This window comes from Proteiniclasticum sp. (assembly GCF_003514505.1).
GTDB lineage: Bacteria > Bacillota > Clostridia > Clostridiales > Clostridiaceae > Proteiniclasticum.
Window position 1 is genome coordinate 79,915 of record NZ_DOPX01000009.1, and the last position, 24,604, is coordinate 104,518.

A 24,604-nucleotide genomic window follows, 5' to 3' on the forward strand; every position below is an offset into this window, starting at 1 on the left:
AACCAATGGAAAAGAAATCAAAACTTTTTCTTTTTGTGGATAAAATCTATGAAATGGCAGAAATCTCTCTCACCATGATCCTCGTATCCTTTATGCACGGCGGAGTTTTTGGTGTTCTTCATGGCCTCCTGAAAGGAATGGAGAAAGCAGAAGACTACGGGTGGTCAGAAGTAGACAAAAGACCTCTTAAGATTGCCCATAATAGGTTGCTGTCTTTTCTGTGGTCTCTTTTTCTTCTTTGTACACTCTTCGCTGCAAGAGGTATGGCAAGAAGGGGTTCTGCTATGAACCTTCTTCTCTATATGGTTTCTTTGCTTTATTTTATCTTTTTTACAACGTATCTTCTGATGCTTTTATCAGAAGAAAGGAGAAAGATTGGGAAGATGCAGATGGCAATGGCCTTCCAGAGAATATTTCTAAAGCCTAAAGCTTCCTTCTTTTATTTTTTACTCAGTTTTTCAGGATATCTGCTCTCTTTTGTGCATCCGGTGACTACGGCTGTGCTGCTTCCGGGTCTTTTCCTTTATCTGTACCTGAAAGGAAGGACACAGTTTTCTGAAGAAGATAAAGAAGTTGAGTTGACCCTTGTAAGATCCGCAGAAAGCGATGAAAGGAGCCCTTATGAAGACAATGATCCACATCCATGAGGAGAATCTGGAATTTCACCTCACCAATGGAAAAATCAGCTATATTTTCAGAGTCATGGAAGATACAGGAGTTTTGGAGCAGCTGTATACCGGAAAGGCACTGAGACCTCAACCTTCTTATAACCATCTTCTGGAGCGCGAGGTCCGACCATCGAATAATCTTCTGGAAGGCAGTCTTCTGACTTCTCTTGAGCACGTGAAACAGGAGATGCCCGTATATGGCACTACAGACTTCAGGGAACCTGGCGTCAGTATTCGCTATGAGGATGGAGATACCATCTCTCATTTTGCCTACCACAGCCATTACACCATGAAAGGGAAACCAAGGCTCTCTGGCATGCCCCATACCTTCTGTAATGAGGAGGAAGGGGAAACTCTTGTGGTGGAGCTTCGGGATAGATACAGCAAACTTTCGCTTCTTCTTTCGTACAGCATTTTAAAAGATCATCCTGTCCTCATCAGGCATAGTGAAATTCAGAATCTTGGTGAAGAGGAGGTGACGATAGAAAGACTAATGAGTATATCACTTGATCTTCCAGAAGGAAATTTTGATTTTGTTCACCTTCATGGTGCCTGGGCAAGAGAGATGCAGATGGAAAGAAAGGACCTCGGAAGGGGCATCACCTCCATCGGGAGTACCAGAGGTGCGTCCAGTCATATTCACAATCCGTTCTTCGCACTTCTGGAGAAGGATGCTGGAGAAGGGACAGGACGCGTTTATGGTCTGAGCTTTCTCTACAGTGGAGATTTTCTAGGTCAGGTGGAGGTGGATTCCTATGAGGTCACTAGAGCCATGATGGGCATCAATCCAAGAAACTTCTCCTGGATACTGAAAAAAGGAGAGCACTTCACCACCCCTGAAGCAGTACTGGTCTTCAGTGAAGAGGGGATAGGAGGTATGAGCCGTGGGTTTCACAATCTCTTCAGAAAGCATCTCATCCGAAAAGAATGGGCACTGAGGAAAAGACCGCTCCTTCTAAACAGCTGGGAAGGCACCTACTTTGACTTCACCGAAGAGAAGATCCTTTCCATGGCCAAGGAAGCAAAAGAGATGGACATCGAGCTTTTTGTTCTGGATGATGGATGGTTTGGAAATCGAAATAGCGACAATTCCTCTCTTGGGAACTGGAAGGAAGATCCAAAGAAGCTTCCTTCTGGGATGGAAGGTCTCTCAAAAAAGATTAGAGATCTGGGGCTTTCTTTTGGACTCTGGTTTGAACCGGAGATGGTGAATAAAGATACTCCTTTATATCAAGAACATCCGGAATGGATCATCGGCCATCCGAAGAAGAATATATCCCATGGCAGAAATCAGTATGTGCTGGACTTTTCGAATCCTGATGTGGTGGAGGAAATCTTCAGACAAATGGATAAGATCCTCGAAAAAAGCAATCTTGCGTATCTCAAATGGGATATGAACCGATATATTTCGGAAGGGTATGTGGAGCACCTTGGGAAAAAACATCAAGGTGAGCTTTTTCATCGGTATATTCTTGGGGTGTACCGCCTCTACGAAATGATCCTTGAAAAGTACCCAGACCTTCTTATAGAAGCCTGTGCCGGCGGCGGTGGGAGGTTTGATCCGGGTATGCTGTATTTCTCTCCTCAGATCTGGCTGAGTGATGACACCGATGCTGTGGAGAGGCTGAAAATTCAATATGGCGCTTCTTTAGTCTATCCTATTTCATGTCTTGGAAGCCATGTGAGTCAGGTGCCGAACCATCAGGTAGCAAGAATTACCTCTCTTACTATGAGAGGAGATGTGGCACTATTCGGCACTTCTGGCTATGAGCTGAATCCCATGGAGTTTACTGAAAAGGAAAAGGAAGAAATAAGAATCCAGATTGCATTTAGGAATAAGCATCAGAATCTTCTTTTGACAGGAGATTTCTACAGATTGTCCAGTCCTTTTGAAAAAAATATTACTGCTTGGATGGTAGTTTCAAAAGATCAGAAGGAAGCACTTTTAGGCATTTATGAGGTGCTGGCTTCGCCGAATAAGCCTTATAGGCGTATCCGACTGAAAGGTCTTTATGCAGAAGGGGTTTATCAAATAGATAAAGGGTCTACAAGACCAGGGGATGAACTCATGGAAGTGGGGATCCTTCTCGGAGAGAATTATATCGGACGTGCTCAGTCTTACTGGGGCAGGACGCTGCCAGGAGATTTTCACAGTAAAGTGATTCATCTCAAGCAGGTCTAAGAATGAAGTATTATGTGTGATAGGAGATAGAACAAATGAGATTAGAATTTCCAAAGAATTTTTGGTGGGGTGCAGCCACCTCAGGACCGCAGAGTGAAGGCAGATTTATGAAAAAGCATGCCAATGTTTTTGATTATTGGTATGAGATAGATCCTCACGCATTTTATGATCAGGTAGGACCTGACACCGCCTCCAATTTCTTCAACAGCTATAGAGAAGACCTTGCTATGATGAAGGAAATCGGTCTTAATTCCTTCCGTACCTCTATACAGTGGACGAGGCTCATGGAAGACCTGGAAAAAGGAACAGTCAGCGACGAGGGAGTCCGATTTTATAGTGCAGTCATTGATGAAGCGTTGGCTCTTGGGATAACTCCCGTGATGAATCTTTTTCATTTCGATCTTCCTGTAGAACTTCAGCACCAGTACGGTGGATGGGAGAATAAACATGTGGTGGAGCTCTATGTGAAGTTTGCCAGAGCTTGTTTCCACCATTTTGGAGATCGGGTAAAGTCTTTCTTCACTTTCAATGAACCCATGGTGGTGGTGGATGGCGGATACCTTTATGAGTTCCATTATCCTCTGGAAGTGAATGGGAAAAAAGCAGTGCAAGTGGCCTATAACATTGCCTTAGCCTCTGCAAAAGCTGTGGAAGTGTACAACAAAGAGTTTAAAGAAAAGCAGAAAGGCGAAATCGGAATCATTCTTAATCTCACACCGAACTATCCGGCGACAGAAGAGGAAGAAGATCTTAAGGCAGCACATTTTGCAAACCTTTGGATGAATGATTTCTACCTGGATGCTTCCGTGAAAGGTACCTTTAAAGAAGAGCTGGTTTCAGTACTTAGAAAAGATGGCGTCTTATGGGAAGGAACAGAAGAGGAAGAGAAGATTTTCAAAGAAAATACCATTGATGTTTTAGGCGTGAACTTCTATCATCCTCATCGGGTCATGAGACCAGATATTTCCCCCAACAGTTTAACCGTGGACTGGATGCCTACCAAATATTTTAAGGAATATGAGATGCCAGGTAGACGAATGAATGTGGATAAAGGGTGGGAAATCTATCCTAAAGCTCTCTTTGATATTGCCGTCAATGTGAGAGACAACTACGGAAACATTAAGTGGTTCGTTTCTGAAAATGGGATGGGGGTTTCCAGAGAAGAGAGATATCTCGGAAAAGATGGGATTATTGAGGATAATTACCGTATCCAATTTATCATGGAGCACCTCTACTGGCTTCATAAGGGAATTGAAGAAGGATCCAACTGCTTTGGCTATCATCTTTGGACGCCCATTGACTGCTGGTCCTGGAAGAATGCCTACAGAAATCGTTATGGCATGATTTCCAATAATATCCACACCCAGGTGAAGACCATTAAGAAGTCGGGTTTCTGGTTCAGAACAGTAGCGGACGAGAATTCGATGACACTTCCAGAAGGATTTGTGTCACCTTTCTAGAAAATCCTTGAGTTTCAACTGTCATGGAGTGAAAACTTTTGTTATACTAAGTATAGACTTTTAATTTCGTATGCAAAATGCGGATAATTCAGGAAAGAAGGTGTCCTATGCAAAAGTATGTGATTATCTCCAATGATTTACGTAATAAAATACTGAAGGGGGAGTTCAAGGCCAACGAGCAGATTCCCTTTGAAAAAGATCTGTGTGAGTTCTATGGAGCAAGCAAAATGACTGTGAAAAAGGCGTTGGATATGCTGGTGACAGAAGGTCTGATCATCAAGCGCCGCGGCGCAGGCACATTCGTGAAAGATCTTAACATGGAAGAGATGGAGAAAATCATGATGGCCAATCAGTTCAGAGGAACCACAGCCATCAATGCAGGAAAAGAAGTGGTCAGTAAAGTCCTTAATTTTTCTGTAATCCGTGTGCCAGAGGATGTGGCGAAAAAGCTCAATCTTCCCTGGGATACCTTTGTTTATGATATATATCGTGTGAGGTACGTGGATGATAAACCCAAAGTTATGGAGAAGATGTATATGCCCATCGATCTCATTCCAGGGTTAAAAGAAAAAAATATCAAAGCCTCTATCTATGAGTATCTTGAGAATGAACTGAAACTGAAGCTTCAGAGTGCACATCGTACTGTTTCTGTGAGAAAAGCCTCTGATTTTGAAGCAGAAGAGTTATGTCTGGAAAAAGGAGACCCAGTGGCAGTAGCAGAGCAGGTGGGATATTTGGATACAGGTGCAGCTTTTGAATATTCGATCTCGGTTCACAGATGGGATGAATACTCCATCGAAATTGTACTGACCAGAAATTGAGAAAACGAGGAGAAATCATGAGTTTATTAGTGATTGATATCGGAGGTTCAAGTGTTAAATACGGATATTATGGACGGGATGGCTTAGCGGACACAGGCTCCTTTGTAACCCCAGATTCATATGCAGTAATGAAGAGTGAACTGTCAGATATATTTATGAGAATGAAAAAGGATAAGGATTTAGAGGGAGTCGCTATCAGCGCTCCAGGAGCAGTTGAGAGTACATTGGGAATTATCGGTGGACTCAGTGCTGTGCCTTATATTCACAATTTTGATATTAAAAAGGATCTTGAAGATCTATTCGGAGTACCAGTATCACTGGAGAATGATGCGAACTGCGCTGCTCTTGCAGAACTCTATGAAGGTGCTGCAAAAGAGTCAGAAAATATACTGTTTATGGTCATTGGATCAGGTATTGGTGGTGGAGTGATCCTAAACCGAAAACTCCATAAAGGCAGAAATCTTTTTGGAGGTGAGTTTGGCTATATGATGATCCAAGGAGAAGATACGTTAAGTAAACTGGGAAGCCCGGTGCAGATGGCAGAGAGATACAGTCTTGAAAAAGGGGAATCATCAGAGGGCAGCGAAGTTTTTCGGAGAGCTGATGCAGGTGAAGAACTGGCGAAGAAACATGTAGAAAATCTTCTAGATAGCCTTTCCCGTGGAATCTTCAATCTTTCAGTAGCTTTTAATCCCGATCTTGTTATCATAGGTGGAGGACTCTCAAAACGGGAAGATTTGGTACCGAGACTCCAAGAAAAGGTGGAATTTTACATAAAGAAGAGAGGAGCAGAGGGACTTGAGATAAATTTGGTCCCCTGCGCATTCAGAAGTGAAGCCAATCTGATTGGAGCTGCCATCCATTTCAGAGAATCCAGGAAATAGTGACTTATTTGGAGAGCAGAGAAACTTTCTGCTCTCTTTTTGCGGGAAGGTTTCTCTTTGAACCTTAGAACGACTTACTAGGAGGTCTCTATGAAAATTCTTCCGATATCCTTGGTACTCAAAGAAATGGTTTTGAGGTACAATAGGACTTGAGAATATTTTATGGGGGCGATTCCGCTTTGATCATGGATCTTGAAATTATACGAAGTGTTATATTGAATATTGGGTTATTGGTGATTCTGGCACTGCTTCTGACCCAGTTTTCCATCACCAAACGGTTTATCACGGGAGAGAAGAAGACACTGAGTGAACAGGTTTTTCTCATGGCCCTCTTTGGCGTCATGGGGATTGTCTCCACCATCACAGGTTATGAGGTCTCTGGAGCCATTGCAAACACTAGAGTCATCAGCGTCATGGCGGGGGGGCTCATCGGTGGACCTGTGGTGGGCATCGGAGCGTCTGTCATTGCAGGGCTTCACCGCTACTTCAGCGATGTGGGTGGACTCACAGCCCTTTCCTGCGCCATTTCCACCATGGCAGAGGGGGTGCTTTCTGCTTTTTTCTACACGAGAATCAAGGCCAAAGGCTACCAGGAGTCCCATGTGTTTCTTCTGACCTTTGCTGCGGAGCTTCTGCAGATGGCGCTGATCCTTCTCATCGCTCGGCCTTTTGATATGGCATATACGCTGGTTCGCGCAATCTTTGTGCCCATGGTCATGTTCAACTCCGTGGGTATGGTATTTTTTATGAGCATCTTTAAGAGCATCTTCACAGAGCAGGCTTATGAGATTGGGAAAAACACCACCATGACCTTTGAAATCACGAGAAAATGTCTGCCGTATCTTGCCAAAGGCACCTATGACAAAGAGAGCCTTTTTGAGATTGCCAAAACCATTGTGACCCACTCGGGTCATCAGGCCGCTGTGTTCACCCAGGGAGAGAAGCTGTTGACAACATATGGGGAACTGAACCAGAAGGATCTTATGGTTCTGGAAACCTTTGCCAAGAAGATCTATGAAGAGAAGTCCAGCTTTCTCTATGAGAGCTCGGGGACTTCAGGTAAGCGAGAGCTTTTTGGAAAAAGCAAAGTCTATATGGGATCCCCCATTTTCAAAAATCGGGAAACCCTGGGGACGCTCATTGTGGTCAGCAGCAAGACGGGTTTCAGCATCCCCACGGGCAAAGAGTTTGTAGAGGGACTGACCCAGTTTTTCTCTGTGCAGTATGACTTAGCAGAACTGGACCATCAGAAGGCGCTGCTTCATAAAGTGGAGTACCGGGCACTGCAGTCCCAAATCAATCCGCACTTCATATTCAACTCTCTGAACACCATTTCTGCATTTACCAGAGAAAAACCGGAGAAAGCAAGAGATCTTCTCATTGCCCTGGCAGCCTATTTCAGAAACAGCATCAAGACCCAAGATGGCTTTGTGAGCATTTATGAGGAGCTGGAATATGTCAATGCGTATCTGGAACTTGAAAAAGCAAGATTTGAAGATCGTCTGGAAGTGACACTTTCCATTGAGGATCACTTGAAAATGAAGGTTCCTTGTCTCATCCTTCAACCCATAGTAGAAAATGCCATTTTACATGGAGCCATGAAAAGGAAGAAGGGAATTGTCCATATCTCTGTGGAGAGTATTGGAGAGGATGTGGAAATCTCTATTAAAGACAATGGACAGGGCATTCCAGAGAAAGTGCTGGAAGCGCTGAGAGAGGGAGAAACCAAGGAGTTTTCCATTGGTCTGTTCAATGTGGAGAAGAGACTTCGTTATCTTTATGGCAAAGATCGTGGGCTTAAGATCCAAACGGGAGAAGAAGGCACCAAGGTCACCATCACGCTGCCCAAAGTGATGGAAAAAGAGTATACACCAGTATTTGCATAGGAAAGGAAGAAGAGAATGAGAATCGCCATCATAGATGATGAAAAACCCGCCAGAAGTGAATTGAAGTATCTCGTTGGTCTTTATGAGGAAGAAGCGGAGTTCACTGAAATCTCTTCAGGAGAAGAAGCTCTGGAAGTGCTGAAGAAAGAGAACTTTGATCTACTTCTCATAGATATGAACCTGGGAGATATCAGTGGCTCTGCACTGGCGTACATGGCCAGGAAGAAAATGCCGGAGACGGAAATAGTCTTTGCCACAGCTCTCAGCACCTATGCGGAAAAGGCTTTTGAAGTGGAAGCGCTTTATTATCTTCTGAAGCCTTTTTCGGGAGAAAAAGTAAAACAGATGCTGGAGCGGTATCATGTGAAAAAAGACAGAAAAGAGGAAGAGGAAGAGCCGAAGCGAAAATCTTTTCAGAAGATTCCTGTGACTTTAGAAAAGAAAACCCTGATGGTGGATCTATCCGAGGTGATATACATAGAATCCCAGAACAGAGTTTGTGTCATCCATACAAAGAGTGGAGATTTTGAAGATCACAATACACTGAACTACTACGAAGAGCGTTTAAAAGACAAGGGGTTTTTCAGGATTCAGAAGAGTTACATCGTCAATCTCCGCTATGTGTCTGAGATTGCTCCCTGGTTTCATGGCACCTATTCGGTGAAGCTCACAGGACTGAAAGATGTAGTTTTACCGGTGAGCAGAAAGATCATCAAGGAGCTGAGAGAAGAACTTTGCATTTGACACCGTAATTTTTGCATTTCACCCACTGATTATGATAACCTTTACAGAAAACGGATTCTAAAATGAAACAAAGTGATACCATGAGAATCAAGGAAATGTCTTTAAGGCCTATAAAGACATTTGAACTAGGATGAAGGAGGATTTATTCATGGTATCATTTTTTATTTGTCTTTTTGTTCTCATCGCTGGTTATGCACTCTACGGCAGGTATGTGGAACGGCAGTTCGGACCTGATGATAGAGTGACGCCTGCGGTTGCTCTGGCGGATGGCTCAGACTATGTTGTAATGCCTATGTGGCGTGTATTTCTTGTTCAGCTTCTGAACATCGCAGGTCTTGGACCAATCTTCGGTGCCATTGCAGGAGCCTTATGGGGTCCATCTGTATTTTTATGGATCACCTTTGGTACAATCTTTGCGGGTGGTGTCCATGACTATCTGACCGGAATGATCTCCATGAGACATGAAGGAAAGAGCATTGGCGAGCTTGTGGGTATTTATCTTGGAACTGGCATGAAGCAGGTCATGAGAGTGTTCTCAGTAGTGCTTCTTGTACTGGTTGGTGTGGCTTTCTCCACAGGTCCTGCGGCACTTCTTGCCATGCTGACACCTGACAGTCTGGATAAGGTGTTCTGGCTGGTTGTGATTCTCATTTACTACTTTATTGCGACGTTTGTTCCTGTTGATAAGATCATCGGTAAAATATATCCAATATTTGGATTAAGCCTGATTTTTATGGCACTTGGAGTTATTGGCGGAATCCTTTTCCAAGGATACCATATTCCAGAAATCACCTTATCCAATCTTCACCCAAAGGGTACACCAATTTGGCCTATGATGTTCGTATCAGTAGCTTGCGGAGCCATCTCCGGATTCCATGCAACCCAGTCACCTATTATGGCTAGATGCATGAATACAGAGAAAGACGGAAGAAAGATATTCTACGGAGCCATGGTGGCTGAAGGTGTCATCGCTCTTATTTGGGCTGCTGCTGGTGTGGCATTCTATGAAACCACAGGTGGACTTCAGGCGGCATTAACAGAGCTTGGCGGACAAGGACCTGTTGTATATCAAATTACCTCCACGCTCCTCGGGCCAATAGGCGCAGTCATCGCCATGATCGGTGTTATTGCCTGTCCGATTTCTTCAGGAGACACAGCATTCAGAAGTGCTAGACTTGTCATTGCAGACTGGTTTGCCATTGACCAGAAAGACACAAAGAAGAGATTCTTTCTGACACTTCCAATTCTTGGTGTTGGTGCAATCCTTACACAGATGGATGTGCAGATGATCTGGAGATACTTCTCCTGGAGTAACCAGACCTTAGCCATGATGGCATTATGGCTGGCTGCTATGTATCTGTACAGAAACGCAAAGAATTTCTGGCTGGCTGCGATTCCTGCGACCTTCATGTCAGCAGTAAGTATGACTTACATTCTGATGGCACCTGAAGGCTTCAAGCTCAGCACTTCCATTGCTTACCCAGTGGGTATCGTCTTTGCACTGGGATGCCTCGGATTCTTCTTGAAGGCCAGTGTGCTGAAGAAAGACCAGAAGGCTGATAAAGCAGCTTAAATCATCGTTATCCATTAGTTTTCCATAGCAAAAGACCTGCTTACTCATGAAGGGAGTCCTTCATGAAAGCAGGTCTTGTTATTTTTCTTAGAGGTTTCAGCACTTTATTTTAGCAATCCAGGACACCATGGCGGTGAACTGTCCCTCTAGTTTCACCGTGTCTTTAGCCTCTGTCAAGATGAAATGGTCTCCTTTTTTAATTGGAAGATCATTCATGGTGCCTTCTCCGGTAAGGATACTGACCAAGGTGAATCCAGGAAGCTTCTTGTCTGATTCTCCATGAACATCCCACTTTTCCACTGTGAAGAAGGTGGAGTCCACATAGTGGGTGATGGTGAGATTTTCTTCTTCCTGTACCGTTGGGTGCACTCGAGTGCCGACATGGGGCACCATGGCCACTTTAATGGAGGACTCGATATGAAGATCTCTCTTCTTCCCTTCATCATCCACACGGTCATAGTCATAAACCCGGTAGGTGGTGTCAGAGGACTGCTGGGTTTCCAGAACCAGCGTTCCTTTACAGAGCGCATGGATGGTCCCTGAGGGCACGTAGAAGAAATCCCCAGGCTGAATGGAGACGCGAGTCAGGAGCCTGTCCCAGTTTCCCCTTTGTATCATTTCTTCCAGTTCTTTTCTTGTTCTTGCGGTATGTCCGAAGATGAGCTCCGCGCCCTCTTCACAATCAAGAATATACCAGCATTCTGTTTTTCCTAAGTCATTTTCCACTTGCATGGCATACTCATCATCGGGATGGACCTGCACACTGAGATCGTTTTTGGCATCCAGAATCTTCGTGAGTAGAGGAAATACAGGAGAATTGATCCTGCCAAAAAGGTCTCTATGGCTTTTATAGACTTCACTCAGCTTCTTTCCCGCCAATTCTCCATTCTCAATGAGGCAGTCTCCATTTCTGTGAGCGGAGATTGCCCAGCATTCACCGGTGGTATCGCTGGGAATCTCATATCCAAAGTACTCTTCTAAGGCTCTTCCACCCCAGATTCTTTCCTGGAAGATGGGTTTTAGTTTTAATATATCCTGCATACGGCACCTCGTTTTCGATATTTCAAATTCATAAGTCTCTCTCATTATAACGTAAATGGGCTGGAAGTTGAAACGAAGAAATCAAAACTGCATAGCTTCTGGGATGAAGGAATAGAAATGCCAGAATGCGTGCAGAAAATTCAGAATCTGTTGTTGTGAAGAGAGGTTTATTATGATAAACTTATAGAAAAAAGGAGGAGGATCTGTATGAGTGCATATAAACTTTTTGAAGCAGAATATAATCTGATGGATATTATTTGGGCGCATGAACCCATCAACTCCACGGAACTTGTGAAAAAAGCAGAGGAAACCCTCGGCTGGAAAAAATCCACAACCTATACCGTGTTAAGAAAATTGGTGCACAAAGGATTTTTGAGAAATGAAGAAGCAACGGTCAGTGCGTTGATATCCAGAGAAGAAGCGCTCTACGCCGAAAGCAAAGACTTTCTGGACCGGTTCTTTCAAGGTTCTCTTCCATCGTTTCTGGCTTCTTTCACAGGAGAGAGGAAGCTTTCGGAGAAAGAGCTTGCCGAAATACGAAAAATGATGGAGGAGGAAAACGGATGAGAGAGCTGTTCATCGCCATCCTCAGCCTTTCGATTCAGGCATCTTATGTGGCTCTTTGGATCTTCTTTGTGAGAATGCTTCTGAAGAGGTTTCCGAAAATCTTTTCCTATGCTTTATGGAGCATTCTGCTTTTTCGTCTGCTCCTTCCTGTTGGCATCAACAGTCCTGTGAGCATCCTGCCAGAGACTCTTGTGGCAGAAAGAGCCCAAGAAAGCATCACCATGGAGACCACAGAAACCTTCATTGAGGTCCCGGTACTGTTTCTGGGAGACAAGGCGTCCCTCGTAAAGGATCTCGTACTGGTTGATATTTTAGCCGCAGTTTACTACGGTGTCCTTGGAATCCTTTTTCTTCACTTTATCGGCAGTCTATGGAAAATCCGAAGAAAGATCCAGGGAGCAAAACGGATATCCGGTGAGATTTTCACGGGCAATGAGATAAAAAGACCCTTTGCCTATGGGATCATACGTCCCAGGATATACCTTCCAAAAAACTTAAGCAGCATCGAAAGTATTCATATCATTGAGCATGAGAAAGAACATTTGAGAAGACAGGATCCTCTGATCAAGGCCCTTTCTTATCTGATACTTCTGATTCATTGGTTCAATCCCATCCTCTTTATTTCTTTCGTCTTCATGGTCCGGGATATGGAGCAGTCCTGTGATGAGGCCGTCCTGAAAAACATGGAGAAGGCTCAGCACAAAGCCTATATAGAGACCCTGCTCAGTCTTGAAATGAGAAAACCGGATCCGTTGCTTCTCGCGGGGTATTCCGCTGGAGATCTTAAGGGAAGAGTCCGGAATATCCTTCAGTATAAAAAACCGAAAAAGTGGATCAGGGTGTTCTCCTTGATGCTTTTGGGCATATCAGCGGTACTGCTTTTGACAAACCCAGTGATGAAGCCATCTGCGGAGATCATAGATGAAATCCTAGAAACAGAAGAGCAGCAGCCAGTCAAAATAGAGTACCAAATCCAGCCCAAGGAAGTGGAAAGGGTATTCGGAGACCATCTGAAAGTTTATGAATATAAGAACTTTATGTTTGTTGTGAGGGACACCGTGGAAAGAGAAGCTGGCTATGATAAAAACCGAGTACTCACATTCCGTGATGTCCAGTGGGAGATGAAGGACGAAAAGACAGGGATGGTCCTTTTTGAAGCGCGAAACTATGTGGCCGGAGACCAGATGATTGTGGAAGACCGCTTAGAACAGGTCTATTATCATGGTGAAACTGACAGAACCTACCTGGTCTTTAACACTGGGGATGGAACAGAAGAATCCTTCTCTTATCCGGGATATCGGGTGAAGGACTTTGTGGAAGGAAATCTGTACCGATTTATCTTAGATGTGGTGCCGGTTTATCCTGAGATGGACCGTTTCATAAAACTTGAACTCCGCGAACCAGAAGCTCTGAATTAAGGGGGAAATCATTTGAAAATCATTAAGATCCTGAAAAGAGAAGAAGAAGTAGACCAGAAATCCTATATTCTATGGACCTGGCCAGGTCCCATTTTACTGGCCTTTCTAGTATTCCTGGGAACAGAGCAAGGGGACCGGTTCATGGGCAAGCATCTGATGGATATGAGCGGAGCTTTGTTCGCTGGGGCATTTCTTGTGTTCCTCCTCATGCTGATTTTTGTCATCTTTCTTTCTGGAAGAAGATTTGTTATGTTTCAGCAGTCCGGATACCTTGCGCTGCTGATGCTTCTCATCCCCGTCTATTTCATCATATGGGTCTATCTTGCCTTTCGAAAAGATCTCTATTATCTGAAAGAAAGCAGAGAAAAATAACGAAGAAAGAATGCATCATGTAGTTGATGTAAGGGTGAGTAGTATGAAAAAATATTGGAGTATTGTTCTGGGCATGCTTCTCTTATTTGGAGCAGCCTGTGACAAAAATAAGGATATAGAAAACTATAATCAGTATCTTCAGACACCACGATACAGTGAAGCGAATAAACGCGCTGAAATCGGGAATCTCTTTTACGAGACAGAAGAAAAGATCGGAATTCATACGTCATTTGGTGTATTTCTCTATGATGTGGAAAATGAAAAAATGCTGACCGCTTTTGACCTCAATGTGGAGAAAGCCTTTGGAGAGGGCGTACTTTCAGAAACAAGACTCAGCAGTGATGAAAAAGGGATCTTTCTATTTGGTTTCACCCATGAGAAAACCATAGAGGACTATCATTACTATTATGAGATTTCATCGGGGAATCTCTACCAAAAGACTGGAAAAGTAGAGGACAAAGATCTTTTTCCCCTACCGGACCAGAACCGGCAAGCCTTCTCAACCAGTAACTGGACGGCAGAAGACTTGGCCTATTACCCTGTAGGGAGCTTAGACCCCATCTACCCACTAAAGGGAGTACAATAAGATATCAGCTGATACTTGGAAAAAGTGCTTCTGAGAAAGTATCATCATGAAACGTAAATGGAAGGAGATGCCATGAAAAATTTCTTTGCTCTATTTTTCCTTAATCTTGTGATTCTGATACTGCTCCTAACAGTATTTAGTGATTCGCTACTGAGCGGATGGGGGATCCTCCTGCTTTTTGCTCTTATGACAGCCATCCCCATGACCTTTATTCTTCATCAGATTGAAACGGTGGAAGATCTCACAAAACGTCTGGAAGAGCTGGAGAAAAACAGTGTCTTAAGTACAGCTGATGTATCTAAAGAAGAGGATCCTTACGTATAAAAGCATGTTAAAAACATAGAAAAGAGCTGGCAGCCATGAAATCAATCATAGTTGCCAGCTCTTATTGTTTTATCCTCAAATTCAAAAATCAAAGGGTGGTCACCACATACCCTATAATGGCTACCAGAGTGAGGCTGAGAAGATTCACGGTGTTATTCGATACCAGCTTGAAGCCTTTCTTCGGCAGGTCCATGGCATGGGCAGGAATGTCCTGCAGTTTTCCAGAAACATCTTCATACTTACGTTGAAGAGAGGCCCCTAAAACACTGTCTATGATGGTGCCAAAGAACCCAAGAAGAACCCCGAGAAGATATTCTTCTGGGCCAAAGGCCAGCAGAATCGGAAGAGAAAGAAGGACGCTTCCGACGATGCCCGCCACAAGACCCTGAAGAGTCACGCCACCGGAAACACCCATGGGCAGAGGTTTACCGGTGAGGATGTGGAAGACTCTGCCTTTACTCATCATCCCAATTTCCGAGGAGAAGGTATCCGATGCTGCGGCAGAGAAAACCGTGAAGGCAAGAAACAGATAGATGGGTTCCTCTGTGAAAAAGTAGATCCAGGAGAGGATTACCGATGGAAGAGAGTTTGCCAGGACCTGCTTCCAGTTTCTGGCGCCTGTATGTTCCTGGGTCTTTTCAGCTTCGCTCTTTTCTTTGGTTTTCATCTTGCTGACGCCGGTACCAAGAATAAAGAAGAGAATCAGGCTGGAGCCCAGAAGAAATCCGCCAAGGGTATATAACGTTACAGCGGTGAGAAGAGCAGCCACCATTCCATCCGGGGTGATCGCTTCTTTTCTGAAGGCATAAACCAGTATGGCAAGGGCTACTGCCAGATAAATAAAATAAGGTAGGGTGCCAAACTCCATGGAAAGGACGGCAAAGAGTGCTGATCCTATGGGAAGCGTCAGATTGTCGCAGCCTTTTTTTCCAGTGAGCTCCATGAAGGCAGAAAAAATGCCGTTGAGAAGTGCAACAAAAAGAATAAAGAGAAAACTGCGCTCTATACTGAACTCCTTTTGGAAGTAGAGAAGACTGCCAAAGGTGGCTAAGAATGCTGTAGCGGCCACCGTCAGGCTTCCGGTTAATGACTTAAGAGGTGCAAAGGAAAAGGGCTTTTTCTTTCCCCATTTTTTGCCGGAGATGGCGGCAAAACCATCTCCGTAGGCCATGGTGAGGACACCGATATAAGGCAGCGCCCGGAACCCAAGGAGGAATCCAAGACCAGATAGAAAGAAAAGGCTGACGGCATAGTACACGGTCCCTAAGCTGTCATCGTTTCTTTCCATGGCCGAAATGAGCGTATATTTAAGACTCAGGCTGTTGATGATGATAAAAGTGAAGGGCACAAGGACTACAGCCCAGAGCTCCGTGAAAAGAGGCGTGAGAAAAACCCAGTTGCCCACCAGGATGTGAACTACTTTTCGAGAGGTTTCTGAAGCGCCTTGGCTTTTCTTTGCCACCACTGTGGCGATACCGATGACAAAGAAAATATAGGCCAGCGATGAAGTGAGACCGATGATGTTTTCCATATTTCTTATCCTTCCTTTAGTTCATTGCTGTGTTACAGAAGATCCACAAGACTTTTTGCTTTTAGCACCAGCTTAGCCCGGGTCATGGAATCTGTATAGCACCTTTTTGTGAATACATTATAGCGGGATTTCCGGATGGCTCCATGGATGCCCTGGTAAAGAAGTGCTGCGGATAGCAAAGGGGTTCTTGCTGCTGGATGAAAATAGGGGAGATAAGAAGCGATGCCTTCATACAAGGGATTCGCAAGATCCATGAGATGCTCCACCATAGGGATGAAGCCTGCAGGTAGGGATTCTTCGGTGAAGGCTTCTTTTAAACTCAGTTCTCTTAATATATCTTCCTTTATTCCATAGACTTCCAAAAGGTCTGAAGGCAAGTACAGCCGGTCTCTGTCCCGAAGGTCTTCCCCCACATCCCGCAGAATGTTTGTGATCTGCATGCCAATGCCAAGTTCTTCACAAGTCCTTAGAAACTCCGGATCTTCCGCCAGTTTTTCATCCAGTGCCAATAGAGGTACCATCATTCTGCCCACAGACCCCGCTACTTTCCGGCTGTATTCTTTGAGTTCCTCCAGAGTAGTGATCTTCTGAAAAGAGAGATCGCTTTTTTGTCCCTCTATCTGAAGAAGAAGTGCGTCTAGAGGAATTCCCCAGGAGGTCACAGTGTCCTCAAAGGCGGGCCAGAAACTTTCCTTCAAGGGAGAACTGTGATCTTCTTCATGATACAGGTTCTTCACGTTTCTTTCCAGCTCTTCCAAGGCCAGCAGCCTTTCTTCTCTTGTTTTCCCCAAAGCATCTCCATCTGCCAGGTCGTCTGCATAGCGGTTGAAGGCGTAAAGGGCGCAAACCCCTTGAAATCTCTCTTCAGGGAGTCTTCTGAAAGCTTCATAAAAGCTTTTGGCACGTTGCTTCATGATGTCTTCTGCGGCTTCATAGGAGCGCTGAAGGACATCTTCTTTTCTTTCTTTTTCCATCACTTGAAGTCATCTCCTGGTTCGTCCCGTCTCAGCTCCTCGGCGCAGATCTTTCCAGACTGAAGGACGATGGGAACCCCTGCACCAGGATGAGTGCTGGATCCTGTGAAGTAGAGTCCCTCCACTTCCATGGATTTGGCCTGGGGTCTCCAGTGGTTACTCTGACGGAGGGTGGGCTGAAGTCCAAAAGTAGCGCCTCGATAGGCAGAAAAAGACTGCTCAAAGTCTTTTGGAGTAAAGATCCTCTCTAACACCACTTCCTCCCGGATATTTTCAAGACCAGGGATCCGGGAGAGGGTTTCAAAGGCTTTTTCCCGGTAATAGCTGATGGTCTCCTCGCTCCACTCATAGGTTCCTGTGCCAAGCTCTGACACAGGAATCAGTGTGTAGAAACTGGATTTGCCTGCCGGTGCCATGGAAGGGTCCACCTGGGAGGGCACATGAAGGTAGATGGAAGGATCCTCAATGAGACGTCCGTCAAAGATTCGGGTAAGGTTGTCATCCAGATCCTTAGAAATCACAAAGGTGTGCGGTGCAAGCTTTTCATAGGTTTGATCCATACCCCAGTAAAACACAAGGCAGGAGCAGGAGTAGTCCATGCTGTCGATCTTTTCTTTGGTGTATTTTCCTCTGGCGCTGTCCTCTTTGATGAGGTGGGTCATGGTGTAGGGGAAATCCGCATTGCTGATGACATAGTCTGATGTCACTGCCTTGCCCTTCACAGAAAGTCCCAGGGCTTTTCCACCCGCGATGAGAATTTCATCCACCTGATGATTGTAGTGGATTTTACCGCCAAGCTCCTCAAAGAGTCTCGCCATGCCTTGTGCCATGGTGTGCATCCCGCCTTCAATGAACCAGACGCCATAAAGAAGTTCAATCATAGGGATGATGTTGTAAAGAGAGGGTCCTTTCTGTGGAGATACCCCGATATAAAGGGTCTGGAAAGAAAGCATCTGCTGAAGATCCTTGTCCGGCATAAAGGAGGCCATCATATGGTCCGCGCTGTCAAAGGTTTTGAGCTTCAGTGCCTGCTGCATCATAAAAGGATTGTAGATGTCTTTTTTATTCCGGAAGGGCCTCGTGATGAAGTGATCAAGAGCCACCTGATACCGGGTGTAGATTTCGGAAAGATACTGAAGAAAGCCTCTGGCATTCTCCGGTCCTTTCTTTTCCACCATCTCCATGAGCTTTGTGAGATCCGAACTTACTTCATAATGTCTGTAGGGTTCATCTTTGAAGTACACCTCATACATAGGATCCAGTTTCTTCATGGGGATGTAGTCATCGGGATTTCTTCCTGCCAGGGCGAAGACTTCCTGGTAGATGGAAGGCATCATGACCAGAGTCGGTCCCACATCAAAGGTGAACCCTTCGGCTTGGATCTGATGCATTTTGCCTCCGGGCTGTGGTCCCTGTTCGTAGATCTCCACCTCATACCCTGCATGCTGCAGCCGTATGGCTGAGGACAGACCGGCCATGCCGGCTCCGACAACTAATACTTTTTTTCCCATTACTTTTCCTCCGTTCTTCTGTAAGTCTTATTTGATTTATGATGTTAAAGCTTCCAGTGGCCTGTGAGATTATAGCCAATCTGACGGGATACTTTTAAAAACACTTCTTTCTCTGGTTCCGTGATTCCGCTGAAACACTGTTCTTCCCAGTCTCTCATGATTTTCTTCAGCTCTGGCATCAATGCGGAAGACTTTAAAGTGAGATGACAGTTTTTTATCCTGAGGTCGCCTTCCTCTTCTCTCCGTTCCAGAAGATCCTTTTCTTCCATTTCTTTCAGAAGCTTCGCCACATTGGCTTTATCCGTCTGAAGAAAAGGGATGAGTCTTCCCTGGGAGATGCCCGGAACCTGATCCACGACAAGAAGCACCACCATGGAACGCCAATCCAATTGAAGGGGCTGCAGCATCTCATCCAGAATCTGTTTTCCGTATTTGTGAAAGACACTGATTGTACAGATAAACATGTTCTTCCTCCTTAATTTTTCACTTGGTTGTATTATACAACAGATATACTGTTTATAGGAGTAGAGAAGAGGAAGAAAAAAGCATCCCGTGAGCAAAAAACAGAAAAAAACCACTGTAAAGCTTCAGCTTAGGCAGTTACAGCACTTCTAAGATTCTGAAGGAAGGAAGCTTGAAAGTGAAAATATCACATAATGTAATTCTGCAGAAGGAATATGTCAGAATGTGATTTGATTTGCTGGAGCAGAAGGAGGGCCAAGGTCTTTTCATGATAAAAAATGACTTCGACGATCTTTCTAAAAGAGAATAAAAGAAAATCTACTGTTCCCTCTACAAATTATTGTAAAACAATAATTTTGATGATACACTAAGATCAATAATTATCGTCTTACAATAATTAGAAAGAAGGTGTGTTGTATGATTCAATCTAAAAAGGTCTGGACCATCAGTGCGGGGATACTGTCTGGAATCTTACTGCTGGTTCTTCTGTTTCGTAGAAGCTCTCCAGAGATGTTTCTCTCCGTGTTCTCCTTTCCTCTTCTGCCCCTTGCAAAGATCCTAAGGAGTCTTTCCCTGAAGGGTGGGTTTTATAATGTGCTGGCCTGGCTTCTTTATCTCGATCTTTCCCTGTCTCCTCTTTATGTGCTGTTTCTCAGGCGAAAAAAGGAGAGGCTGTTGCGGGAGGTGCTTTTGGGAGCTGGAAGTGCGCTTCTGTTTTACGCCTTGTATCAGCTCATGAATCCAAGAAATCTGTCTGCGCTTTATGGAGACTTCGGTGGAGAGGGCATTTTTGCGATGCTCATGGGAGGCGTTCTATATTCTCTCCTCTTTTCCTATATTGTGCTGTCTGCCCTTCATGCCCTGAAAGAGAAGGATCGCACAGGTCTTTTTGCCTATGGGCAAGGAGCCCTTTATCTGATGTTTCTTCTTTTTGTTTTTCAAGTGATGGGCCCTCAGCTGTGGCAGTGGATCTCTAAAAGTGAAGCTCTTCTTCAAGGAAATACTGAGATGCTGGGTGTACTTTATGGAACTGGCAGTCTTACCATCAGCCAATTTTTCCTACTTCTGCAGTTTTTACTGGGCGCTCTTCCGTACCTTTTGGGCATTCCGCTCCTTTATCGGGGAGCGAGGCTTCTGGAGCTTTCAAAAGAAGGGACTACAGAAGAAGCGGCAGCCCTCTCAGAGCGGCTTGGAAAAGGGAGTGTTACGCTCATCCAGATGACGGTTCTGATGAACCTTTCCTATCACTTCCTGCAGCTGCTTTTTTTGGGGAACATCCTTTCCATGGAAGTGACCCTCCTACTGCCGGTTCTGCCCATGATGGCATCCATCGGGATCTATCTTCTGACAGTGCTTTTGAAGGAAAACAAAGCGCTGAGAGAAGACAACGATCTGTTCATATAAAAAGGAGGGAGTTTCTTGGCGATTAACGTGCATCTGGATGAGATGCTGAAAGAGCGGGGCATGACAGCAAAGGAGCTTTGCGGTCTTGTGGGGATCACAGAAGCCAATCTCTCCATTTTAAGAAGTGGAAAAGCGAAAGGCATCAGGTTCCATACGATAAACCGAATCTGTTATTTTCTGGGGTGTGATGTGGGGGATCTGTTGAAATTTGACGGAGAACTGGAGGAGGAAGAATATGAAGCATAAATTTTTGATTGGTGGTCTCCTATTGGGGGTCATGATGATCACAGGATGTCAGCTGGCGAAAGAGGAGGAGCAGGTTTCCAAAGGAAGGTTCATCGGGGTATACCTACGAACAGACCGGATGGGGCAACTAGAAGAAGAAGATCTTCCAGAAGTGGTCTATGATGAAGAAACGGAGACCTATGAGGTGAAAGAGGAGAAAGGATATTTCTTTTTTTCTCCTTCTGTAACCAAAAAAGATGGAGAAAGATATCAGGAGCAGGTCACCAGTGGCCATCTTTCAGACATGAATATCACTGTCAGTGTGGGAGAGGGAGGTGGAACCGCGCAAGATGTGGAAGCCGTGCTCTACTTCACAGAGAAAAATCAGATCTTCTATCCTTACCGGATTCGCCAGGATGAGAACGGAGAGGTTTTCATGCAGCGGTCTGATGACATGGGCTATCAAGTGGATCATCTCAGTGCGCTGATGCTTTCAGAAGATGACTCTTATGACGAAATCGGAAACAACGAAGGATATCAGATGAAGTTCAAGGTGAGCTTTCTGTATAAAGCGGCACCGGAAGTCGTGAGAATATTTGAGATGGGAAAGGACCATGCTATCAGAAAGGAAACAGTGCTTCCTTTTTCTGAGAATCTGGAAGAGTACAGACCAGATAAGGATACAGCATATCTTCTCCTGGAGTATGAATCTTCTTTAGAAGGAGAAGAGTCCATAGACAGGCTTCTCGTATCCAAGGAGGAAGCGTCCTTCCCTCTTTATGAGGAAGCGGAGGGTGTTCTCCTAAAGAAGCTTGTGCCAATTCTGTGGGAAGAATAAGGAAAAGTAAGAGAAAGCTGTAAGATGCTCCGGTCTTTTTTCTTTTAATGCAATTTGGTTACTATAACCAAAAGAACAGGGTTCTTTTTGGCTGTTTTGTGGGTGGGTTGTTCTTTCTTTCTCATGATAAAGTTATTCCTAGAAAAGGATTTCAGAAAGGAAGGATTATCATGAAAACAGCAGTCATTGCGATAGGCGGAAATGCCATCATCATGGAAGGGCAAAAAGGAACCATCGAAGAGCAGTTTGAAAATGTGAGTAAAAGTTGTGACCATATCATCAATCTTTTAGAAGAAGGATACAATGTGGTGCTGACCCACGGAAATGGACCCCACGTAGGGAATTCTCTGATTAAGGGAGAAGCGGGGAAGGATCTTGTGCCTGCGTATCCCATGGATGCCTGCGGTGCAGAGACCCAAGGACTTCTTGGTTATGTCATCAAGCAGAGCCTCATGAACCGTATGAAGGAGAGAGGCCTGACGAAAAAGATTGTTTCCCTGGTGACCCAGGTGGAAGTATACGGAACAGACCCAGCATTTAAGAATCCTACAAAACCAGTGGGACCTTTCTTCACCAAGGAAGAAGCAGATGTTCTCATGGCAGAAAAAGGATTTGTGATGAAGGAAGACAGCGGCCGTGGATATAGAAGAGTAGTGGCTTCACCAAAACCTCAGGAGATCATCGAGAAGGAAGCTGTTAAAGCTCTGGCAGGTCTAGGATACCTGGTCATCGCAGCTGGCGGCGGCGGAATTCCAGTCATTAAAGATGTGGAAGACCAGTATCACGGAGTAGAGGCGGTCATCGATAAAGATTATGCATCCGCACTGCTTGCTCTGGAAATTGATGCAGATCTACTTGTGATCCTTACGGGTGTAGAACAGGTGGCAGTGAACTTTGGCAAGCCTACACAGGAGAACCTTTCTGTCATGGATGTGGAAGCGGCAAGAAAACACATGGCCGATGGACAGTTCCCTGCAGGAAGCATGGGACCCAAGATCGATGCGGCTCTTTCCTTTGTGGAGGCCACAGGTGGGGAAGCGCTCATTACTTCCATGGATCAGCTGAAGCGTGCCATCAAGGGCGAGACGGGTACAAGAATCGTCAAGTACTAAAGAAAACATCATAGAAACACAAAAGAAAAGGTCTGGGTTCATGCTTTGTGAGGCATAAACCCAGACCTTTAAATTTTTTGAAAGTCATCCTTTAAAGATCCAGCAGCCGGTAGATCTTAAGAGCCAGCTGGTATTTGAGAATCTCGTCGGAGTCTTTCAGATCCGACTGTAGGATGGTGGAAATCCGGTCCATCCGGTAGAGGATGGTGTTTCTATGGGCAAAAAGAGCACGGGCGGTTTCGGCTACATTGAAGTGGTGGGCAATCCAGGACTCCAAGGTGGGCAGAAGCTCACTTTTGTATTTCTCATCGTACTCCTGGATGGGGCCTAACGTATGCTGGAAAAACTGTGTCATCTCCTTGGGATCGATGTTCTCTTCCAGAAAGTGGTGCACAATGAAATCTTCAAAATGAGAGATCTTCTTCTCTGTAGGGGACTTTTTCAGAAGCCTGAGGGCTTCCTTGGCTTCCCGGAAAGATTTGTGAAGATCCAGAAGGTTTGTGGCAGTTTTACCGATGCCCAGGGTGAGCTGTACACTTTTGATGTACATTTCCGCATCCGTCAGAAGCTCCTCTCCCAAGGATTTCATGTAGGAGATGGAATGGTCCTCTTTGGCTTTTTTTCCCAGAAGAAGAATGATTTGTGTATTTTGACTAAAAGCGTGAAGAACGTAATCTTTCTGGCTGGCGTAGTCCTCTATAAAGCGGAGGGTTTCTTTGACCTTTTCATCTTCCTCCCGTTTTCGTTCAAGAAGATTTTCTAGGGAATACTCACTTTCTAAGGACACGGAGAGAATCATAGGCGTATAAGAAAGACTCGGATTGAGACCGTGGACCTCGCAGAGGTAGGTGAGATTTTCCACGTCCTTGATCTGACCGGATAAAAGCTCGTCAAAGAAATCTCTTCGGACTCTGTTTTTGGTTCTTTCCAGCTCATTGTTCCGGATTCTTTCCAGGGCAAAGGACATGGCCGCATTTTCCAGAGCGATGAAATCCACATCCTGGAGCTCTTTCAAGGTATTCCATACCAGAATATACCCATGGTGCTGCACACCGATGGAAACAGGCATCAGGACAAAAGGAATCTCCACGTCGTGGAGGGTGGTGGAACGGACGAGGGGTTTCTGAAGACTTTCAAAATCCATAGGGAGCGTCCGGATGAACTCATCATCCACAAAAGACTTGGACATCTCCAGTGGAAGAAACTCCGTCACCGGATGTGGATCCTCCTCCTGAAGCTCCCATAGGAGAACATTCCAGTACTTATCCATGAGAATCACGGAGTTTCCAATCATAGAGGAAAGGCTCTGACATATTTTTTTGAGACCTCCGCTGTGAAGAGAGATCCGAAGAAACTCCTCGTGGATTTCCAGGGATTTTTTATTGATCACATCATAGTTCTCGGATGTTTCTGCCAGAACAAAGGTAGATATTTTAGCAAAAGACATGCCGTAGGGGATCTCAATGATGGGCATTTTGTACTTATTGCCAAGTTCCAGAATACAGTCCGGAACGGTGCCGAAATACCGTTTGGGCTTGATGCACAGGGCGGGACAGTTGAGGTTCTTCAGCTGCTTCATCACTTCTTTTTGACGTTCTTCACTGTCCTTGAAGAAATAGCCGGAAGTGACCAGCATCTCTCCAGGGGAGAACCAGTCGAGAGCATCGGGATTATCCATGATGTTGACACTGGAGATCACATGGTCCAGTCCTTCTTCGCCGGACACCAGCTTGAGATCCCGAAGTGCCGGAAGTTTTAAAAGTTGCCTGACTGTAAGCATTGTCTCACACCTCGATTTGTTAAAAAATTCATAAGTTAGATACATTATAGGCTTCCTTGTGAAAAAGAACAATGACTTTGTTTCTTGTGCACAAACAGAAAGTGAAATCTTAGGTGATATCAGCCAATGATGAAATTGTTTACAAAAGTTAACATAGAACATGACAAAGGAAATTTCCTTCCGGAATGTGTGTCTTCGACAGGGTACCCGGGTTCATGCAGGAGGAGGAAAAAAGAGTCCA

23 protein-coding genes are annotated in these 24,604 nt (G+C 44.9%); 17 read left to right on the top strand and 6 right to left on the bottom strand.

Translation table 11 applies throughout. The annotated features are described in order from the left end of the window. The first annotated feature begins 5 nt into the window (after positions 1–5). The 8 genes from DEF30_RS02235 to DEF30_RS02270 all read left to right on the top strand — a co-directional run bounded on the left by DEF30_RS02235 (position 6) and on the right by DEF30_RS02270 (position 10,218). Positions 6–647: a hypothetical protein gene (locus tag DEF30_RS02235; RefSeq protein WP_294096064.1), complete on the top strand. Its 642-nt coding sequence runs from the start codon at positions 6–8 to the stop codon at positions 645–647. Continuing rightward, positions 622–2,850 (top strand): alpha-galactosidase, encoded by a 2,229-nt coding sequence (locus DEF30_RS02240; protein WP_294096066.1) that lies wholly within the window; start codon positions 622–624, stop codon positions 2,848–2,850. The genes DEF30_RS02235 and DEF30_RS02240 overlap by 26 nt, the downstream gene beginning before the upstream one ends. A gap of 35 nt (positions 2,851–2,885) precedes the next feature. Continuing rightward, the gene (locus tag DEF30_RS02245; protein ID WP_294096067.1) at positions 2,886–4,310 is read left to right on the top strand and encodes a glycoside hydrolase family 1 protein; all 1,425 of its coding nucleotides are present in this window, start codon (positions 2,886–2,888) and stop codon (positions 4,308–4,310) included. Between the two features lie 107 nt (positions 4,311–4,417). Further along, positions 4,418–5,131, top strand: a complete 714-nt coding sequence (locus DEF30_RS02250) for a GntR family transcriptional regulator (RefSeq protein ID WP_294096068.1) — start codon at positions 4,418–4,420, stop codon at positions 5,129–5,131. A gap of 17 nt (positions 5,132–5,148) precedes the next feature. Then, positions 5,149–6,015, top strand: coding sequence for an ROK family protein (locus DEF30_RS02255; protein WP_294096069.1), 867 nt, complete (start codon positions 5,149–5,151; stop codon positions 6,013–6,015). A gap of 149 nt (positions 6,016–6,164) precedes the next feature. Then, a complete protein-coding gene (locus DEF30_RS02260; protein WP_294096070.1) occupies positions 6,165–7,901 on the top strand; it encodes a LytS/YhcK type 5TM receptor domain-containing protein in 1,737 nt (578 codons plus the stop codon). Positions 7,902–7,916: 15 nt separating this feature from the next. Next, positions 7,917–8,645, top strand: coding sequence for a LytTR family DNA-binding domain-containing protein (locus DEF30_RS02265; RefSeq protein ID WP_294096072.1), 729 nt, complete (start codon positions 7,917–7,919; stop codon positions 8,643–8,645). 148 nt (positions 8,646–8,793) lie between these two features. Further along, entirely contained in the window at positions 8,794–10,218 is a 1,425-nt protein-coding gene (locus DEF30_RS02270) for a carbon starvation CstA family protein (RefSeq protein WP_294096074.1), read from the top strand. A gap of 96 nt (positions 10,219–10,314) precedes the next feature. Here the strand turns inward: DEF30_RS02270 and manA are convergent, their stop codons facing one another. Further along, entirely contained in the window at positions 10,315–11,259 is a 945-nt protein-coding gene (manA, locus tag DEF30_RS02275; protein WP_294096075.1) for a mannose-6-phosphate isomerase, class I, read from the bottom strand. Positions 11,260–11,466: 207 nt separating this feature from the next. Here manA and DEF30_RS02280 point away from each other — a divergent pair, with 207 nt between their 5' ends. From DEF30_RS02280 to DEF30_RS02300, 5 genes are all read left to right on the top strand, one after another. Further along, positions 11,467–11,826, top strand: a complete 360-nt coding sequence (locus DEF30_RS02280; protein WP_294096077.1) for a BlaI/MecI/CopY family transcriptional regulator — start codon at positions 11,467–11,469, stop codon at positions 11,824–11,826. Continuing rightward, positions 11,823–13,244 carry a M56 family metallopeptidase gene (locus DEF30_RS02285; protein ID WP_294096079.1) on the top strand — a complete coding sequence of 474 codons (1,422 nt, stop codon included), beginning with the start codon at positions 11,823–11,825 and terminating at the stop codon, positions 13,242–13,244. Before DEF30_RS02280 ends, DEF30_RS02285 begins: the two co-directional genes overlap by 4 nt. A 12-nt stretch (positions 13,245–13,256) precedes the next feature. Next, positions 13,257–13,616, top strand: a complete 360-nt coding sequence (locus DEF30_RS02290; RefSeq protein ID WP_294096080.1) for a hypothetical protein — start codon at positions 13,257–13,259, stop codon at positions 13,614–13,616. Between the two features lie 43 nt (positions 13,617–13,659). Next, positions 13,660–14,202, top strand: a complete 543-nt coding sequence (locus DEF30_RS02295) for a hypothetical protein (RefSeq protein ID WP_294096082.1) — start codon at positions 13,660–13,662, stop codon at positions 14,200–14,202. Positions 14,203–14,274: 72 nt separating this feature from the next. Beyond that, positions 14,275–14,526 carry a hypothetical protein gene (locus DEF30_RS02300; RefSeq protein WP_294096083.1) on the top strand — a complete coding sequence of 84 codons (252 nt, stop codon included), beginning with the start codon at positions 14,275–14,277 and terminating at the stop codon, positions 14,524–14,526. An 88-nt stretch (positions 14,527–14,614) separates the two neighbouring features. On the opposite strand, the gene DEF30_RS02305 is transcribed toward DEF30_RS02300, so the two are convergent. Genes DEF30_RS02305 through DEF30_RS02320 form a run of 4 tightly spaced genes read right to left on the bottom strand, consistent with a single transcriptional unit; the run spans position 14,615 to position 19,006 of the window. Then, positions 14,615–16,057 carry a DUF92 domain-containing protein gene (locus DEF30_RS02305; RefSeq protein WP_294096084.1) on the bottom strand — a complete coding sequence of 481 codons (1,443 nt, stop codon included), beginning with the start codon at positions 16,055–16,057 and terminating at the stop codon, positions 14,615–14,617. Positions 16,058–16,089: 32 nt separating this feature from the next. Next, positions 16,090–17,031 (bottom strand): phytoene/squalene synthase family protein, encoded by a 942-nt coding sequence (locus DEF30_RS02310; RefSeq protein ID WP_294096207.1) that lies wholly within the window; start codon positions 17,029–17,031, stop codon positions 16,090–16,092. Further along, positions 17,031–18,542 (bottom strand): phytoene desaturase family protein, encoded by a 1,512-nt coding sequence (crtI, locus tag DEF30_RS02315; protein WP_294096086.1) that lies wholly within the window; start codon positions 18,540–18,542, stop codon positions 17,031–17,033. Before crtI ends, DEF30_RS02310 begins: the two co-directional genes overlap by 1 nt. 44 nt (positions 18,543–18,586) lie before the next feature. After that, positions 18,587–19,006, bottom strand: a complete 420-nt coding sequence (locus DEF30_RS02320) for a MarR family transcriptional regulator (RefSeq protein WP_294096088.1) — start codon at positions 19,004–19,006, stop codon at positions 18,587–18,589. Between the two features lie 415 nt (positions 19,007–19,421). Here DEF30_RS02320 and DEF30_RS02325 point away from each other — a divergent pair, with 415 nt between their 5' ends. The 4 genes from DEF30_RS02325 (at position 19,422) to arcC (ending at position 22,583) form a co-directional block, all read left to right on the top strand. Continuing rightward, complete coding sequence (locus tag DEF30_RS02325) at positions 19,422–20,408, top strand: hypothetical protein (RefSeq protein ID WP_294096089.1); 987 nt, start codon at positions 19,422–19,424, stop codon at positions 20,406–20,408. Between the two features lie 15 nt (positions 20,409–20,423). Continuing rightward, positions 20,424–20,654 (top strand): helix-turn-helix transcriptional regulator, encoded by a 231-nt coding sequence (locus DEF30_RS02330; protein ID WP_031576925.1) that lies wholly within the window; start codon positions 20,424–20,426, stop codon positions 20,652–20,654. Next, the gene (locus DEF30_RS02335; protein WP_294096093.1) at positions 20,644–21,471 is read left to right on the top strand and encodes a hypothetical protein; all 828 of its coding nucleotides are present in this window, start codon (positions 20,644–20,646) and stop codon (positions 21,469–21,471) included. Before DEF30_RS02330 ends, DEF30_RS02335 begins: the two co-directional genes overlap by 11 nt. Positions 21,472–21,641: 170 nt before the next feature. Then, entirely contained in the window at positions 21,642–22,583 is a 942-nt protein-coding gene (arcC, locus tag DEF30_RS02340; RefSeq protein WP_294096095.1) for a carbamate kinase, read from the top strand. Positions 22,584–22,674: 91 nt separating this feature from the next. Here the strand turns inward: arcC and DEF30_RS02345 are convergent, their stop codons facing one another. Then, a complete protein-coding gene (locus DEF30_RS02345; protein ID WP_294096097.1) occupies positions 22,675–24,363 on the bottom strand; it encodes a PucR family transcriptional regulator in 1,689 nt (562 codons plus the stop codon). Positions 24,364–24,604 lie beyond the last annotated feature (241 nt).